General features: G+C 49.4%; 7 protein-coding genes. 6 read left to right on the forward strand and 1 reads right to left on the reverse strand.

Annotated features, from left to right (window positions below; genetic code table 11):
* Nucleotides 1-31: 31 nt before the first annotated feature.
* Entirely contained in the window at nt 32-1,195 is a 1,164-nt protein-coding gene (locus L6468_RS00590) for a TlpA disulfide reductase family protein (protein ID WP_237794187.1), read from the reverse strand.
* A 136-nt stretch (nt 1,196-1,331) separates the two neighbouring features.
* Between L6468_RS00590 and L6468_RS00595 the strand changes: the two genes are divergently transcribed.
* The 6 genes from L6468_RS00595 to L6468_RS00620 all read left to right on the forward strand — a co-directional run bounded on the left by L6468_RS00595 (nt 1,332) and on the right by L6468_RS00620 (nt 18,415).
* On the forward strand, nt 1,332-3,749 hold the full coding sequence (locus L6468_RS00595; protein WP_237794188.1) for a polyribonucleotide nucleotidyltransferase: 2,418 nt from the start codon (nt 1,332-1,334) through the stop codon (nt 3,747-3,749).
* Nucleotides 3,750-4,238: 489 nt separating this feature from the next.
* Nucleotides 4,239-7,847 carry a hypothetical protein gene (locus tag L6468_RS00600; RefSeq protein WP_237794190.1) on the forward strand — a complete coding sequence of 1,203 codons (3,609 nt, stop codon included), beginning with the start codon at nt 4,239-4,241 and terminating at the stop codon, nt 7,845-7,847.
* A 287-nt stretch (nt 7,848-8,134) separates the two neighbouring features.
* On the forward strand, nt 8,135-11,002 hold the full coding sequence (locus tag L6468_RS00605) for a hypothetical protein (RefSeq protein ID WP_237794192.1): 2,868 nt from the start codon (nt 8,135-8,137) through the stop codon (nt 11,000-11,002).
* 21 nt (nt 11,003-11,023) lie between these two features.
* Nucleotides 11,024-14,425 carry a SusC/RagA family TonB-linked outer membrane protein gene (locus tag L6468_RS00610; RefSeq protein WP_237794201.1) on the forward strand — a complete coding sequence of 1,134 codons (3,402 nt, stop codon included), beginning with the start codon at nt 11,024-11,026 and terminating at the stop codon, nt 14,423-14,425.
* A 35-nt stretch (nt 14,426-14,460) separates the two neighbouring features.
* Entirely contained in the window at nt 14,461-16,242 is a 1,782-nt protein-coding gene (locus L6468_RS00615; RefSeq protein ID WP_237794209.1) for a RagB/SusD family nutrient uptake outer membrane protein, read from the forward strand.
* Nucleotides 16,243-16,267: 25 nt separating this feature from the next.
* Nucleotides 16,268-18,415 carry a fasciclin domain-containing protein gene (locus tag L6468_RS00620; protein WP_237794211.1) on the forward strand — a complete coding sequence of 716 codons (2,148 nt, stop codon included), beginning with the start codon at nt 16,268-16,270 and terminating at the stop codon, nt 18,413-18,415.
* Nucleotides 18,416-18,467: the final 52 nt, after the last annotated feature.

Consider the following 18,467-nt stretch of genomic DNA (forward strand, 5'->3'; position numbering starts at 1 on the left):
CTCCAATCGTTCAGCCAGTAGAGACTATCGCTTACTTGGCTGAGCTGGTAGGGTTTGCGAGCAGCGCGCGAATCTCCGCCTCCACATCCTTCATCTGCGTAGAACGCTTGTAGAGCTGACTGTTGCGGTCGATGAGGAAATACTCGGGTACGTTCTGTACGTTGTAGTGCAGGGCCGACTGTGCCGATGGGTCGTAGACGCAGATCCAGGGCAGCGATTCCGTCTGCTGCTTCCAGAAATGCTCGTTTTCATCGAGTCCTACCTGGTAAATCTCCAGTCCCTGGGCATGGTATTTGGCATACAGGTCGCGCAGGCTGAGGATGCGGGCAGCCGACTCCTTCATGCCAAACATGTGGAAGTCGAGCAGCACCACCTTGCCGTTCAGTTCTGTCAGCGTACGGGTATGGCCACTCACGTCGGGCAGCTCCAGTTCAATCAGACCGGTAGCCTCCACCTTTGTGGCGGCCTCTGCGGCCATCATCTCACGGGCAGCCTGCTGACGGGTATCGTTCATACCCTTGATGGTGGTGTTGTGCAGGTGCTTGGTACGCTCTGATTCCGGGTGGAATGTGTCCCAACTGGTGGCTACGGCAGCAAAGGCACGCACATCCTGCTGGTTGGAACGGTCGAACAGGTTATAGCCGCCCAGCGTCTGGAACAGGGCGAAATAGGCATAGATAGATGCCGGGTTCTCGTAGATGTAGTCGTTGGCAATCTCCACCTTGTAGGCATCCACCAGCTGCTGCAGTGCCACGGTGATCTGCTCCCTGTTCAAATCCAGGTTGTTCTGGATGGCAATCACCCTGGCCCTAAGGTCCTGCTGCTTCAGCGACAGTTCCTTGATTTTCTGGGTGTTCACCGAACCCTCCACCTCGTAGTCACGGGCGATGTTGGGCGCCTTCGCATGAATGGTCACCGTCTCCGTGGAGTCGATGCCCACGTAGATAATCTGGTTGCCCAGGTTGATGCAGTAGAGTTCGGGATCCTTGGGCGCCTCCCCTTTCAGCGTGAAGGTGCCGTCCTCGCCTATTTTGGCAGAGTCCACTTTCACAGCACCGCTCAGGGCGTTGTTATACAGATAGATGGTCGTGTCCTTGACGCCATCGATGGTTCCTTCTACGGTAAAGGTAGGTTTCTGGTCGCTACAGGCAGCGAAAACGAGTGCTGCCAAGGCTGTTATTGCTATTTTTTTCATTGTCGTTATTGTTTTGTCGAGTGCAAAGTTACGAATTAATTCATAAAAAAGAGTAAAATATGCAGATTTTGTGCACGTATTATTAAAATAATGTGTACTTTTGCACGAATTTATTTTTTTAGATGTTTTAAACAAGATGAACGTAATTACAAAAACCCTTCAATTGGCTGATGGCAGAACCATCACCATTGAAACCGGGAAAGTGGCAAAGCAGACCGACGGTGCTGTCATGCTGAAGATGAACAACACTGTACTTCTGGCCACTGTTTGTGCCGCAAAAGATGCAGTTCCCGGAACCGATTTCATGCCTTTGCAGGTTGACTACCGTGAGCAGTACAGTGCTGCTGGACGTTTCCCTGGTGGATTCACCAAGCGTGAAGGCAAAGCCTCTGATAACGAAATCCTGACTAGCCGTCTCGTGGACCGTGTGCTTCGTCCACTTTTCCCTGGCAATTATCACGCAGAAGTTTTCGTTAACGTCATGCTGCTCTCAGCAGACGGCGTTGACCAGCCCGATGCATTGGCAGGTTTTGCTGCATCTGCAGCCCTGGCTTGCTCGGATATTCCCTTCGAGTGCCCCATCTCTGAGGTGCGCGTGGCTCGTATCAATGGCCAGTATGTAATCGATCCTACCTTCGAGCAGATGAAGCAGGCCGACATGGATATCATGGTTGGTGCTTCTGCTGAGAACATCATGATGGTGGAAGGTGAGATGAAAGAGGTGTCTGAGCAGGATCTGCTGGGTGCCCTCAAGGCCGCTATGGATGCCATCAAGCCCATGTGCGAACTCCAGAAGGAGCTGAGCAAGGAGCTCGGTAAGGATGTGAAGCGCGAGTACAACCACGAGGTTAACGACGAGGACCTCCGCGCACGCATGAATAAAGAATTGTACCAGCCCGCATACGATATCACCAAGCAGGCTCTGCCCAAGCAGGATCGCGCTGATGCCTTCGAGAAGATTCTCGAGGACTTCAAGGAGAAGTTCTTCGCTGAGCGTGCCGAGCTGGCTGAGGATGCCAAGGGCGAAATCAGCGACGATGAGTACAGCGCTATGATGGACCGCTACTACCACGATGTGGAGCGCGACGCCATGCGCCGTTGTATCCTCGACGAGGGTATCCGCCTGGATGGCCGTAAGACCGATGAGATCCGCCCCATCTGGTGCGAGGTATCTCCCCTGCCCATGCCTCACGGAAGTGCTATCTTCACCCGTGGTGAGACACAGTCACTCTCTACCTGTACGCTGGGTACCAAGCTCGATGAGAAGATGGTTGACGATGTGCTCGACAAGAGCTACCAGCGCTTCCTCCTCCACTATAACTTCCCCCCATTCTGTACTGGTGAGGCTAAGGCCCAGCGCGGCGTAGGCCGTCGTGAGATTGGTCACGGCCACCTGGCATGGCGCGGTCTGAAGGGTCAGATTCCTGAGGACTTCCCTTACACAGTGCGTCTGGTTTCTCAGATTCTCGAGTCAAACGGTTCTTCTTCAATGGCAACCGTTTGTGCCGGTACCCTCGCCCTGATGGACGCTGGTGTGCCCATGAAGAAGCCCGTTTCCGGTATCGCCATGGGTCTGATCAAGAATCCTGGAGAAGACAAGTACGCTGTATTGAGCGATATCCTCGGTGACGAGGACCACCTGGGTGATATGGACTTCAAGACCACCGGTACAAAGGACGGTCTGACAGCTACCCAGATGGATATCAAGTGCGACGGTCTGAGCTTCGACATCCTCGAGAAGGCTCTGATGCAGGCAAAGGCTGGTCGTGAGCACATCCTGAAGTGCCTCACCGATACCATCGCTGAGCCACGTGCCGAGTTCAAGCCTCAGGTTCCCCGTATCGTACAGATCGAGATTCCTAAGGAGTTCATCGGTGCTGTCATCGGCCCTGGCGGTAAGATTATCCAGCAGATGCAGGAAGATACCAAGACCACTATCACCATCGACGAAGCCGACGGTGTTGGTAAGGTACAGGTATCAGGTCCCGACAAGGAGAGCATCGACGCAGCTCTGGCTAAGATCAAGGCTATCGTGGCTATCCCCGAGGTAGGCGAGGTTTACGATGGTGTGGTTCGCAGCATCATGCCTTATGGCTGCTTCGTAGAGATCATGCCTGGAAAGGATGGTCTGCTCCATATCTCTGAGATCGACTGGAAGCGCCTCGAGACTGTCGAGGAGGCTGGTATCAAGGAGGGCGACCACATCCAGGTGAAGCTCCTCGAGATCGATCCTAAGACTGGTAAGTACAAGCTCTCACACCGCGTGCTGATTGAGAAGCCCGCTGACTACGTAGAGCGTCCAGCTCGTGGCGAGCGCCGTGAGCGCCCTGAGCGTGGCGAGCGTCGTGACCGTGGTGAGCGTGGTGAGCGTCGTGACCGTCGCGAAAGGCAACGGGTAGGCGATTCGTCAGAATCGGGAATGCGTCCTGAGCGTCCTGAGCGTGGAGAGCGTCGTCCCCGTCCTGAGCAGAAGGAGGGTGAGGCTTATCGCGACCCCGCTGAGAACAAGGAGCCAAAGGATTTCAGCGACACACTGGATCACATGGATTTCTAATCGGAAATTCGATATAAAATCAAGGACCTCGTCAACCAGTTTGACGGGGTCTTTTTTTACTCCCTAGTTAGAGAAATAATTTTCTCTAGTTAGGAAAATATTTTGCTCTGGTTAAGAGACGACCTTTCTCTTGCAGAGAAACGACGTCTCTCTTGTCGAGAAACGACGTCTCTCTTGTCGAGAAACGACGTCTCTCTTAAAGAGCTTATGTTTTTTGTCTCATGTTTCTTTTTATTTTTCTATTTGATTCATTTGTTTCAACAGAAGTGTTAAAACACACCTTTTTCTGATTTTAATCAAAAAAAACACGAATTTTTGATACGAGTTATTAATTTTTTGCTTATATTTGCAGCGATTTTCGCCTAGGCAGTTACTGCTCTCTATGCTTATATTATATATAATGTACGCGTGAAAGGTGATATTAATGAGTTGGAAACCTACATTTTTACTGACTAAAAAAATATTTTTATTTAATTTAAACTAAAACTTATGATGAATCTGAAAAAACTATTCGTAGTGGGTTCTGTGCTAGTGATGGCATGGACTACTGCTAATGCGGAACTGGTGAACGGTGTTCGCCAGAAGCCGGAGCCAGCTACTACTCAGTCATGGGTACTCAGTTCTGACACGACACAGAACTTTTATCTCTACAATCCTGGTGCAAAGGCTTTCTTTACGGAAGGTAATGCATGGGGAACTCAGGCAAGTGTTGGTATTACAGGCCTGAAAGTGGCATTTACTGTTCCAACAGCTGCAGATGTTCCTGGTACTGTTGCTTTGGAGGATCTACCTCAGGGTGTTTACCTTCTGAATGACTTTTCTGTGAAGAAGGGCTCATGGAAATTAGTTTTCTTCGATAGTGAAACGGCCATGTATGTGGACCGCGGTAGTCAGGCTGACTTTGGATGGGGCGTTACTCCAATTGAAGGAACGAACAATTTCCGTATTCATGTTTCTGCAACTTCAGAAATTAGCCCTACTTACAACTTGGATTCTTATTCTGGAAAGTTCGTAGGTCTGGATGTTACATCGAATGCAAGTAACACGGCTTTGAATCCTTTCCTTGAGGAGGGCGAAGGTCATTATATTGATTGGACTTTCGTTACTTCCGATGTTTACGAGGCATATTTGCAGGCCATCGAGATCTACAATAAGGCACAGATCCTGAAGGCTATTCTTGACGATGCTAAGGCTCGTGGCGTAAATGTTTCTGCTCAGGAGGCTGTTTATCAGAATGAGGCAGCTACAATGGAGGAACTTGATGCTGCTATTGATGCAGCAAAGGCTGTTATTGTATTAAATGCGACAGTCGATTCACCTGTTGATATGACTACTTCTCTGACGAATCCTAATTTTGCAGACGGCAAGAAAACTGGTTGGACAGGAACGGATCCTGCCTTTGGTGAGGGTGCTGCAGAGTACTATGAAAAGAATTATGAAATCTACCAGACTTTGAAAGATATGCCTAATGGCGTCTATGGCGTTAGCGTACAGGCTTTCTACCGTACAAGTTGGGCTGCTGTTTCATATAATGATTATAAGGCAAACTCTGTTATTCCTGCTAAGATTTATGCAAAGAGTGGCGTCGACAGCTTGAATACTTCATTATTCAATGCTTGGGCATTTGCTCAGCAAGGCAATGCGGATGCTCTTACAGCTCTTAAGTCTAATGGAACGTGGCTGAATTCTGTCGGTAAGGATGAAGTTGATGAAAATGGTTATATTCCTAACAACATGAAGGCAGCTTCTTATGTCTTCAGTTTGGATCCCAACAACTACAAGAACACCGCTTATGTAGCTATTGATAATGGTGAACTTACTGTAGGTCTGAAGAAGAATGACAGCAACCCTGGTGGTAACTGGACACTCTTTGATAACTTCACATTGTCTTATTTCGGTAATACTCCTGCGGCTTTCCAGATGGCTCTGGAGAAGGGTATGCCTGCAAAGACAGAGTATTCTACTGCTAATGTTTCTAAGCAGTATATTGATGCTTATGATGCTGCTTACACTGCAACCGCTACAGACAAGGCTACTTTCTCTGCAGCTGTAAAGGCTGTTGCAGCTGCAAACGACTCAATTGCTAAGAACACTCAGTTGTGGGCTGACTTGCAGACTAAGTATGATGAGAGTCATGCAGTAAGTGTAGAGTATGATCTTTACGATGCAGCTTACAACCTTGGTGACTATCTGGATTATGGTTATGACGCTGATGGTAATCCCATTATCCCAATGAGTGTCTATGATTATCTTGATGCTAAGACTAAGACTGGTGATTGCGACCTGACCAACAAGCAGCTGGAGGATATCATCGCTACTATCAATAAGCTGGTTGAAGCTGTATATACTGAGGTGAAGGAAGGTCTGAAGCCTGGTACCGACGTAACTAAGTTCCTGGTTAATCCTGGTTTCGAGGACGGCTCAAAGGGTTGGACCGTTGTTTCAAAAGGAAATGGTAACGTACAGCTGGGTGGTAATGATGCAAACCACTGCTACGAGGCATGGCACAGCACTAACTTCGATGTTTACCAGGAGGTAAGCAACCTGCCTGTTGGCCTGTATAAGCTGGAGGTTAACGGTTATGTTCGCTACTTGGATGGTGGCGAAGACAAAAAGAACAATCCTGCTATCCAAAACAGAGAAAAGTCTTATGAATTGTTTGAGGCTGGCGTGCCCATCTATCTTTATATGAACGATTCTAAGACCGGTCTTGTCAACTGGTTTAGCTATCCAAAACCAAAGGCATTCTATGATGCAATTGAAGGTGCTACCTATCTGTATGAGAATGATGAGAATGCTTATCCTGACAATATGATTGCTGCATCAGCTGCTTTCGCTGATGGTGGTTACTCTCAGGAGACCATCTGTATGGTATCTGAACCCAATACAGTAACACGTATTGGTGTGAAGGGTACTCCTGAGGCTAATTTCTGGCCTATCTTCGACAACTTCAAGCTGACCTACCTTGGTAATGGCGTTGATATCGTGAAGCCACAGCTTGAGGACATGCTGACTGAGGCTAAGAAGTACGAGAATGTGGTAACTACTAAGACTGCTAAGGCCAACCTTGCAGCTGAGGTTTCTGCTGCTGAGACTCTGTTGGCTGGCACCGATGGCGATGCTATGCTCGCGGCTATCGACAAGCTGCAGAAGGCTATCGATGATGTGAATGAGGGTAAGACCACTTGCAAGCAATTCAATGACTTCATTGAGGACTTCATGCAGTTTGCTCAGAATCTTGAGAATAATGGCGTTGATGCTACTGAGGCTCTGCAGCTGGGCGCAACCATCTTGGAGAACCTGAACGTATGCGCTTATGATGCTGAGGATATTGAGGCCAAGAAGCTGGAGCTCCGCGAGATGAGACTGAAGATTCAGCTGCCTGCTGACTATGCTCAGGGTTCTGCTGAGGGTAAGGATCTCACCGCATTCATCCAGACACCAGGATTCTCTATGCTGAAGGATGGTGTTCCGACCAACTCTAACGAGGGCTGGCAGGGTACAGCCGGTAGCTTCGGTCCTAATGAATATTTGTCTAGCCTCTGTCTGGAGTTCTATAATAAGGTGTTTGATATGTATCAGGATTTGGCTGGCGTTGGTTCAGTTGTACTGCCTCATGGCTACTACGCTTTGCAGGTGAGCGCCTTTAACCGTCCTGCAGAGAGCAATCCCGCTTACCTCTATGCTGTAGCCGGTAAGGATACACTGGATGTAACTACAATTATGCTGCAGGCTGATGGTATCGATGCCGAGGCAGGTGAGTCTGCTCCAAACACCGTGAGCTCCGCTAAGGAATACTTCAATGAGGGCCGCTATGTGAACACCCTGAAGTTCAAGTTCGAGGGTGATACACTGCGCATCGGTGTGAAGCACCCTGTAAATGTCGATAGAGACTGGGTGATCATGGACGACTTCAAACTGTTCTTCTATGGCAACGACAATACTGGTGTAGAGACAGTTATCAATATTGGTAAGCCTGCAAAGGTACAGTACTTCACACTCGACGGACGTCAGGTCAGCGTAGCTCGCAAGGGCCTCTTCATCCGTAAGACAACTATGGACAACGGCACAGTCGTTGTAAGAAAGATTCAGAAGTAAGAATGATTCGATTAACGAAAATTCCGATACCCTAAATAAGGAATCGGGGGGGGCTGAAAGCCCTCTCCGACTCCTTCGTTTTTATTAATAACCCCAAAAAACCAAAACCAAAATGACCCGAAACAATCGAACAACGCGTGACAAGCGAAACAAAAGCAAACCGACGGCCCTCAGGCGGCTGTTACCCAAAATAAGAAACCACACGCCGTAAGGCGACAACATATAAAAAGCAAATAATATAATTGTAGTAAACAATAATAACTTAAAATAACAATTTATAAAAAACTATGAAGTGTAACACTATCTTAGAGCATGGACGAAGCGTAGCTTTCACCGCCTGTGCACTGCTGATAGGAGCATCGGTGATGCAGTCGTGTAAAGACGACGACCTGATTCTCACCGGCCAGCCTTCTTGGTTGGGCAACTCTATCTATGAGCGGTTGCAAGACGAGGGTAATTACAAGTACACGCTGCGTCTTATTGATGACCTGGGCGAGAAGGATGTGCTCAGCCACACAGGTTCAAGAACGTTGTTTGTTGCAGCCGACAGTGCTTATGAAGCCTGGTTCAAGGACAACAAATGGGGTGTTAGTCAGTATGAGGACCTCACGTTGCCTCAGAAAAAGTTGTTGTTGAGAAACTCCATGATCGACAACGCCTATCTGCTGGAGCTGATGTCCAACGAGACTGCTGAGGGCGATGCTGCTACTCCTGAATGGGGACGCACCATGCGCCGCACAACTTCGGCATCTGCCTACGACTCGGTGTATGTGATGCAGCCCGACGAGATGCCAGACAATGCTTATTGGGCCAGCAAGCGTGGCGGAAATGCCATCCGTATCCTGAAGGATGTCACGGAAGCTCCAATGATCCACTTTTTGCCAGCCTACCTGCAGAACCACAAGATTACTGCGGAAGACCTGAACCTGCTCACCAACCATCGTGCCACCAGTATCAACGAGGCATGGGTCAACGGTGTGAAGGTGGTCAACTCTGGCGATCCCGACAAGAAGAAGATCGACTACGACGTAACCTGTAAGAACGGTTACATCCAGAAGGTGGAGCGTGTCATCGAGTCAAGCCCCAACATGGCTCAGCTCGTCTATCAGGACGACGACATGAGCACATGGGCTCATCTGCTCGACCGCTATGCAGTGCCTTATTTCGATAAGACATTGTGGCAGGATTATAATAGAAACTACAAGAACAGCGACTCACTGTTTGTGCTCCGCTATGCCGCTAAGTCATACTATAACGGAAGCAGAAAGGTGACCATCGACCGTTCTAGCTACGACACGTCAAGTGATAATGGTAAGTATGTCTATAACGACGAGCGTACCAACCAGAAGACCGTGATTCCTTACGATGAGCTGTTGCGTTTCGATCCGGGATGGAACCAGTATATCGACGACAACCAGCAGAACACGCTGCACAATGATGCCGGTATGATGATTGTTCCTACCAACCAGGCCGTTCAGGACTGGTGGAATGGTCCTGGTAAGTCTCTGCAGGACGAGTACGGTACTCTGGATAATGTGCCTACACCTATTATTACTGAGCTGATCAACGTGAACATGATTCCTACGTTCTCAACCTACGTGCCTTCTAAGTTCGCCAGCGTGCTCAACGATGCCAAGGAGCCCCTCGGTATCACCAAGAACGATATCGTTTCTTGCTACATGGGTTGCAACGGTGTGGTTTATAAGGTTGGTAAGGTGTTCACTCCGGCCCTGTTCGCCTCTGTGGCTTATCCCGCTCTGGCTCATGCCTCTACAATGAACATTATCTATAGCATCATCGACGGACGTACCTTCAAGCCATACCTGCTGTCAATGGACTCTAAGTATGCCTTGATTCTTCCTTCAAACAATGCCATGCAGTTGGTGCTCGACCCCGCCTCTTTCGGCCGCAGCGCTACAACGGATGATGTGAAGACCGAGACACCATATATCCTCGAGTTCACCTTCAACAAGGAGAAGCAGCAGATTGAGTGCGTTCGCTACAAATCTACTGTTGATGAGAATGGCGAGATCGTAAAGGGCGACAAACTGGGTGAGGTTGGTAACACCGGTTCTCTGCTGACCTTCAGAAATCGTCTGTACGACAGCATGATGAACTACCTGATTATCGTGCTGCCCGACAAGAATATGACTGTTGAGAAGTATGTGGCCCAAGGCTATAAGTACTTCAAGACAAAGGGTGGTGGCCTGATCAAGGTGACCAATGTTGGCGGCAAACTGCAGTTCCAGGGTGGATGGCAGGTTGAGCACAACCGCAACATCCCCGCTGTTGACCGCTACGATATGGAAAACGGTTCTTCTTACATGGTGGACGACATGATGCCTATCGCTTCTCAGAAGTCTGTCTATCTCACGCTGCAGGAGCATCCTGAGTTCTCTAAGTTCCTCACCATGATGGAGAACGACTACAACAACGTGCTGACAAACATGCTGAACAACAAGTACTATGCTGGTCAGTCATGGGTGAACAGTAAGAACCTCCGTCTGCTCGACAACTATAACTACACCGTGTATGTGCCTACCAATGAGGCTATCGAGCAGTTGCAGAATGAGAAAATCCTGCCTACCGACGAGGAGCTGGACCGTGGCGACTTTGATGTGAAGACCAAGAACGATCCTAAGGTGGACAGCATCTGTATCGCTGAGGGCTGGTATCCCGATGGAGCTACTGAGGCTAAGAAGGCTGATATCCGTGCCAAGGTGGTTGAGACTCTGACCACTATCATGTCTGACTTCATCCGTTATCACGTACAGGACCACTCTGTGGCTATCGGTATGGTACCTGATGTGGAGGTCGACGATAATGGTAATGTATCTCATTATAAGAGCCACACGTCTTTCGAGAGTATGAAGCGCGACCTGGAGACCGGTCGATTCATTCCTCTGGAAATCGACTACTCAAATACAAGCATGACCGTGAAGGACAAGATGGGCGTTACCCATCATGTTGTAACAAACAATAATCTCTACAACCTGCAGTGCCGTGAGTACTGGTTCGAGGGTAAGAACTCTGAGGTGAACGCTTCTCTGTTCATGGCCAGCGACGTTGTGGTACATCAGATCGACGGTGTCCTCATGTCGGGTGCTAAGAAGCCTTGGCGTGACATCGTGAAAGAAGCACTTGGTGTTGAATAATAAGATAGGAGGAACAAACGTATGAAAATACTGAAATCTGTTATAATGACAATCGCGCTCCTGCTGTCTACAACACTGAGCGCACAGAATATCACGTCGGTACACGGTACACTGAGCGACGATATGGGTCCGCTGATGGGTGCCACCGTCTGTGAAATTGATGCTACCGGACGTATCATCGAGTCGGCTCTCACCGACTTGAACGGTAACTTTACGATGAAGGTCCGCAATACTAAGGATAAAATTCGTTTCAGTTACGTGGGTCTGGAGACTGTGACAATGCCTATCAACAAGACAACCTATGTCTTGAAGATGAAGTCTAAGACCAAGCTGAAGGAGGTGACCGTTACCTCTAAGCGCCGTATGCAGGGTAACACACTGCCTATCCCTCAGCGAGAAATCTCTTACGCCACACAGACCATCTCCATGAAGGAGTTCGAGGGTCTGGGTATCACTTCTGTCGATGAGGCCCTGCAGGGACGTATCGCCGGTCTGGATATCGTGGGTAACTCTGGTAACCTGGGTTCTGGTTCTACCATGCGTCTGCGTGGTGCTTCGTCTATCTCTACGCTGACCGATGCCAACCCGCTGATTGTGGTGGATGGTAACATCCGTGAGGTGAACCTCGACAACTTCGATATGGCTGGTGCCAATGATGAGAAGTTCGCTGAACTGCTGAACATCAACCCTGAGGATATCGCTTCTATCACCGTGCTGAAGGATGCTGCCGCTACTGCAGTATACGGTTCACAGGGTGGTAACGGTGTTATCGAGCTGACCACCAAGCGTGGTGTGCGTGGTGCTCCAAAGGTGACCTACTCACTGAAGCTCACTGGTACTTATCAGCCTCAGGGCTATGCTCTGCTGAATGGTGACGACTACACCATGATGCTGAAGGAGGCTTACTTCAACCCCCGTCAGAATGATAACGCATCTAATAAGTATGCTATCCCTGAGATCAACTATGTGGACGATCCTTCTATCCTGGCCGACTGGCGCCAGTATCGTGCCAATACCGACTGGCGCGACGCTGTCACTCAGTGGGGTCTGCGTCAGAACCACTACGCTACCATCACCGGTGGTGGTGAGAAGGCTAGCTTCCGTATCGGTGCCGGTTACGACCACGAGACGGGTACTATCATCCAGCAGAAGATGAACCGTTTCTCTACACGTGTGAACCTGGACTATAATGTCAGCCAGCGTATCCGTGTAAGCACCAACTTCTCTCTGACTTACTCTAAGTACGACGACAACTCTGACGACCTGCTGGCCATCGCCCTGAAGAAGATGCCTAACATGAGCATCTATCAGATCGATCCTGACACGGGTCTGGAGACCGACAAGTACTATAACATGCCTCAGAGTGGAACCTATATCGGTTCTGAGGTGTTCAAGAACGACCAGCGTAACTACGTGAACCCCGTGGCTTCTGCTTATCTGGCTAAGAAGCAGCGCCGTGTCTACGACATGAACCCTGAGCTCATCCTGAACTACCAGCTGCTGGGCCTCGATGATGAGCACTGGCAGTTGAACTGGCGCAGCTCTGTGTACATGAATATCTCTAACCACTACAACGATTCGTTCTATCCCCAGGAACTGGTGACCAAGCGCTGGGAGGACAAGGTGAACACCTCTGCCTCAAGCTCTTCAAAGAGCGTTTCGTTCAACACCAAGCAGACGCTGACCCTGATTCCTGCGTTTGCTAACAAGGACCACTCTATGATGATGATGGGACGCTTCGAACTGACTTCTGGTTCTAGCAGCTCTCAGTCAACCGACGGTTACGGCCTGCCTTCTACCAATGGTGTCATCGTGAGCCCCTCTGCAGGTGGTATCATCAACGGCATGAGCTCTGGCTACAGCCAGTGGCGCTCTATGTACTACACCTTCTCTGCTCACTATGCTTATAAGGGACGCTACGTGGCCGACTTCACCGTACGTGCCGACGGTACTACTAAGTTCGGTCCCGGCAACCGCTGGGGTTACTTCCCCTCTGTATCTCTGAAGTGGATCGTCAGTGACGAGCCTTGGATGCAGAAACTGAAGCCCACACTCTCTATGTTGGCTATCCGTCCCAGCTGGGGTCGTGTAGGTAACCAGCCTGGTCAGAACTACCTGTTTACTTCTAAGTATGGTTCTGCCGACAGGTATATCGACATGGCTGCCATGAAACCGCTGAACATCCGTCTGACCGACCTGAAGTGGCAGTTGGTATCCAGCTACAACTTCGGTATCGACCTGGGCTTCATGGATGGTCGTCTGAACCTGACTATCGAGGGGTACCAGTCTACTACCTCAGACATGCTGATGGGTAGCTTCCGTATTCCTTCAAACACTGGTTTCGCTACCGTACCTTATCATAACAACGGTAAGATGCGCAACACCGGTTGGGAGTTCCATATCAATACAAACCGCATGATCAAGGCTGGTAAGTTCTCTATGGATATGAACGCCAACTTCGGTAACAACCGCAACGAAATCCTGGAGATGGACGAGTACATCCTGGAAAACAAGAACTCTAAGTACGGCTATAACAACGGTGAGACCTTGCGTCGTGTGCAGTTGCACAACCCGTTCGGTGCTATCTACGGCTTCAAGTACAAGGGTGTGTACCAGTACAACTACCTCACCATCAAGAACCATGTTCAGGAAATGGTTGAGGCCGGTGCTACCAAGGACGACATCCAGACTTGGTGGAGAGAGTGGTCAGGTTCTGGTAAGACGGCTCCTGTGGCTGTCGGTGCCGATGGCAACCTGATTCTCGAGGGTAACAACGTGCCTAAGCGTATGATGTACGACTATCGTTCTGATAATACTGGTCACGATGGTGCATTCCCCGGCTTCAACGGTGGTGACGCTATCTACGACGACCTGAACCACGATGGTCAGATCAATGCACTGGATATCACCTACCTGGGCTCTTCTCTGCCTAAGTTGACTGGTGGTTTCGGTTTCTCTTTCAACTACGGTCAGTGGCGTCTGTCAACACAGTTCACCTACCGTGTGGGCAACAAGATTATCAACAAGGCTCGTCTGCAGGCTGAGGCCATGACTGGTAACGACAACCAGAGTCAGGCTGTGAACTACCGCTGGCGTCAGGAGGGTGACGTAACACCTATCCCACGTGCTATGTATGGTGGCAACAGCAACTACAACACGCTGATCAGCGACCGCTTCGTAGAGGATGGAAGCTACCTGCGTATGAGCTATGCCCAGCTCAACTATTCTATCAATAAGAAGAACCTGACATGGATTGGCCTGAACCGCCTTTCATTCTATGCCAGTGTGAACAACCCCTTCGTACTCACGAAGTACTCTGGTGTGGACCCCGATATCGCATTCGGTGGCGAGGATCCTGCTATCGACAACATGCAGACACCACGTTCACGTTCTTATACACTGGGTATCACTGTTGATTTCTAAAACGTAGATTGATATTTAAAAGAAACATGAAGATTATGAAAAAGAATTATAATAAGATAATCTGCGCAATCTGCGTCGTCTGCGGTCTCACTTCTTGCTCGGACTTCCTGGATATCAAACCTCAGAACGAGATTATATTCGAGGACTTCTGGAATGAAAAGACCGACGTGGACATGGTCGTGGCTGGTTGCTACTCTGCACTCCAGAACGACGGTGTCAGAAAGCGTATGATGATTTGGGGTGAGGCCAGAACGGAGAATGTGATGGCCGGTCAGGGTATCAATAATGATCTTAACCTCTCTAATATTTTGAAGGAGAATATCACGGCAATGAATACCTATACCACTTGGGAGGGCTTCTACGACGTGATCAACCGTTGTAACACGGTACTGAAGTATGCGCCTGTCGTGGCCGAGAAGGATCCTTCCTATACACAGGGCGACCTCAACGCTACTATCGCTGAGGTGACAGCACTGCGCTCTCTCTCTTATTTCTACCTGATTCGTACGTTCCGCGATGTGCCTTTCTCTCGTGAGGCCTTCACCGACGACGACCAGACAATGGATCTGCCCGCAACGCCGTTCTACGAGGTGCTCGACAACCTGATTGGTGACCTGCGCAGCGTTGAGGATAAGGCTGTAAAGCGCTATCCTGAGACCTACCCTTTCTATCAGACTGGCCGCATCACGCAGGATGCTATCCGTGCCATGTTGTGCGAGATGTATCTGTGGAAGGGTGCCGTTGATCCTATTGGCTACGACTCTTGTGTTTACTATGCAGAAGAGGTCATCAAATCTAAGAAGGAACTCAACGATGAGTACGAGAAGAAGCATCGTCTGTCGGCCGATACGAAGGCTGCCCTGGAGGTTCGCCTCAATGGCTATCCTCTGGTTAACGACAATCTGACGGGTACTTACTTTGGCAATTATTATGAAGAGTTATTCGTAGAAGGTGCTAGCAAGGAGACCGTCTTTGAACTAGTCTATGATGACGAGAAAGCTGGTAATGGTATGCTGGCCAATGGTGCTGTGTCTTCTCTTTACGGTCACTCTAACGGTACTGGCCTGCTGGTTGGTTCTAAGTACCTGAAAGAGGATATCGAGGCCGACTACTCTAAGCGTGTCATTTTTGAGCCTGAGCAGAAGAACAAGTTGGATGCTCGCCTCTATGTGAACTGTGACGCTACTAAGGACAACTCTCCTATCATGAAGTTGGCTGCTAGTAGCATCGACATCGACGCGAAGTCTTCTTCGACGCCTAAGTCTGACTATTCTTTGTATCCTCAGAACAACAACAGCAGTATGTGGATCATCTACCGCTTGCCTGATATCATGCTGATGGAGGCTGAGGCACTCTGCGAGAAGATGCTGAATCCCATTGATGGCGAGGACTCGTTGGTTAGCGCCACGAACAAACCGCTGATGGAGAAGGCTTTCACACTGGTGAACGTTATCAACAAGCGTGCTATCTGTAAGAAGGATCTGACAGCTTCTGATACACTGAAGAGCAGCAACTACGCCACCAAGACGGCCATGACCGACCTGGTGAAGCGTGAGCGTCAGCGCGAACTGATGTTCGAGGGTAAGCGCTGGTACGACCTTGTACGCTACGCCATGCGTGCCGGCAACACAGAACCTGTGATCAATGCCGTGATGCACCGCGAGGATGTGAACAAGGAGTACTCTCAGAACTTCTTCAAGAAGATGGATGCTATCTTCTGGCCTTACAACATTGAGGAAATGAAGGTGAACCGTAACCTGGTGGCCAATCCTGCCTTTGGCAGCGGCGAGAACTCCAGCTACGAGAAAGCTAAATAATGCATAACACTTAAACGATAAGATTATGAATATCAATAAGAATATAAAAGTAGCGTTGATGGCACTGGCTGCCTTCATGGCAACGGGCTCTATGACCAGTTGCTCTGACGAGCCTGATAGTCAGTACTTCTATACTTTCACGGGCGAGATGCTGAGCGACTATATCAGCAACCGCGAACAGTATAGCGAGTTCAAGTATATCGTTGAGAAAGCCGACCTCATGGATCTGCTCTCTACCTATGGCAGATATACTTGCTTCCTGCCCGACAATAAGGCTGTGGACGAGTATCTGCAGTCAAAGGGTATCCCTTGTGTTGACTCGCTGAGCGTGGCCGACTGCGATACAATCGCTCGCACACACTTGGTACAGAATATGTATTCTACGTTCGAGATGGTGCTCGACTTCCTGCCTACCTACAACCTGCAGGGACGTTACCTGGCTACCAAGCCTATCGTTGACGAGAATGGTAATGCGGTTATCCAGATCGAGGGTAACGCGCATATCATCTTCAGCGACACACTGCCCGACGGACAGATCATTCACCAGAACGACTCTGTGGAGAATGGTATCGTGCAGCCTGTGAACAAGGTGATTGAGAAGTCAAACTGCTATATCGCTGATATCTTGCGCGATAACAAGAATATTAAGTTGTTCTACGAGGCGCTCGTGGCTACTGGCGTGCGTAATGAGATTGAACTCATCGAGGATGTGACCTACTCAAAGAACCAGCCTAAGTATAAGTACAGGTCTCACGTCCACTCTGAGGTGGGTTGGGTGCCCGAGAAGAAGAAGTACGGCTTCACGGCTTTCGTAGAGCCCGACTCTATCTATCGTGCTAAGTTCGAGGAGTATGGCATCGATACGTCTAAAGGCGACCTCCATGCGCTCTACGACCTGGCTGTCAAGCTCTATGACCCAGTGTTCGGTTCTGGCGATCCTCTGCATCGTGACGACCTGAAGGAGGGATGGAAGTTCGAGAACCTCACGGATAGTATCAACCCCTTGAAGCGTTTCATCCGCTATCATATCATGAACCGCTACGTGCCTGGTACCAATAAGCTCACGGCTATGGAGATTCCTGAGCATGGTAAGTATCCCTTCGGTTTCGATGCCACACTGGTGAACCCCACTGAGTGGTATACCACCTTGCTGCCTCATACCATGCTGAAGGTGTCTATGCTGACCATGAACAAGGATGAGCAGGGACGCGACTGCCGTGGTAACGACCGCGACAAGGTGAAGGGCTTCTTCATCAACCGTCGTTATGGTGAGACGTCCGACTACCAGTTCCGTGGTTCTTATGTCATCAAGGATGTGGAGGATGAATACGAGAACGACGCACTCAATGGTCACTATTTCTATGTGGACGACTTGATTGCTTTCACTACCGATGTGCGTGACAAGGTGCAGAACATGCGTATCCGTATGGACTTCTCTACCATCTTCCCCGAGGTGATGACCAACGATATGCGCGACGAGGGTAACTATCTGGGTGATGACCCTAATGAAACGCCTGATGAGAGTAATGAGCCTAAGAACGGTAAGAACCGTTACTTCCCCGACGGCTACCTGGATGGTGTGACGGTGAATAATGATGGTAAATTGGTGCTCCGTCGTCCTCACCTGTACTACTGGTCTTGGCAGGGTGACGAGTGGAACCTCTTCGGCGACTATGACATGACCTTCCGTATTCCTCCTGTACCATTCAGCGGTGAGTGGCAGTTCCGTCTCGGATTCTGCGCTATTCCTACGCGTGGTGTCATGCAGGTGTACTTCGACGGCAAGCCTCAGGGTATTCCTCTTGATATGACCAAGAACCTGGATACTGATATGTACCTGGGCGACCGTTATAAGAGTTATGATGCCTATATGAAGATGACCGACGAGGAGAAGGCTGAGTACCAGAAGGTACTGAAGAACCTCGGTGCCTACGACGATGGCCGTAGCCAGCTCATTGGTCAGAAGGACCACCCATTGGGAAATGCTAATGGTATGTACCGTCGTATTCTCTGCCAGACTGACATCGACGCCACCAAGGATCACTACATCCGTTTCCGTGTGGCCAGCGATGGTAAGGGTAATAACAATGAGTTTATGTTCGACTTCTTCGAAATGGTGCCTAAGTCGGTATATGCTGTCGATGGTGAGGGCGCTATGGAGGACGATCTTTAATTGATAATTGACAATTGATAATTGATAATTGACAATTGATAATTGATAATTG

Source organism: Prevotella communis, assembly GCF_022024115.1.
Classification (GTDB): domain Bacteria; phylum Bacteroidota; class Bacteroidia; order Bacteroidales; family Bacteroidaceae; genus Prevotella; species Prevotella communis.

What these genes read in the sequence shown, in the direction of transcription:
- L6468_RS00600 (WP_237794190.1), top strand. Translation starts at nt 4,239, where the DNA reads ATGATGAATCTGAAAAAACTATTCGTAGTGGGTTCTGTGCTAGTGATG.
- L6468_RS00615 (WP_237794209.1), top strand. Translation starts at nt 14,461, where the DNA reads ATGAAAAAGAATTATAATAAGATAATCTGCGCAATCTGCGTCGTCTGC.
- L6468_RS00620 (WP_237794211.1), top strand. Translation starts at nt 16,268, where the DNA reads ATGAATATCAATAAGAATATAAAAGTAGCGTTGATGGCACTGGCTGCC.
- L6468_RS00610 (WP_237794201.1), top strand. Translation starts at nt 11,024, where the DNA reads ATGAAAATACTGAAATCTGTTATAATGACAATCGCGCTCCTGCTGTCT.
- L6468_RS00590 (WP_237794187.1), bottom strand. Translation starts at nt 1,195, where the DNA reads ATGAAAAAAATAGCAATAACAGCCTTGGCAGCACTCGTTTTCGCTGCC.
- L6468_RS00595 (WP_237794188.1), top strand. Translation starts at nt 1,332, where the DNA reads ATGAACGTAATTACAAAAACCCTTCAATTGGCTGATGGCAGAACCATC.
- L6468_RS00605 (WP_237794192.1), top strand. Translation starts at nt 8,135, where the DNA reads ATGAAGTGTAACACTATCTTAGAGCATGGACGAAGCGTAGCTTTCACC.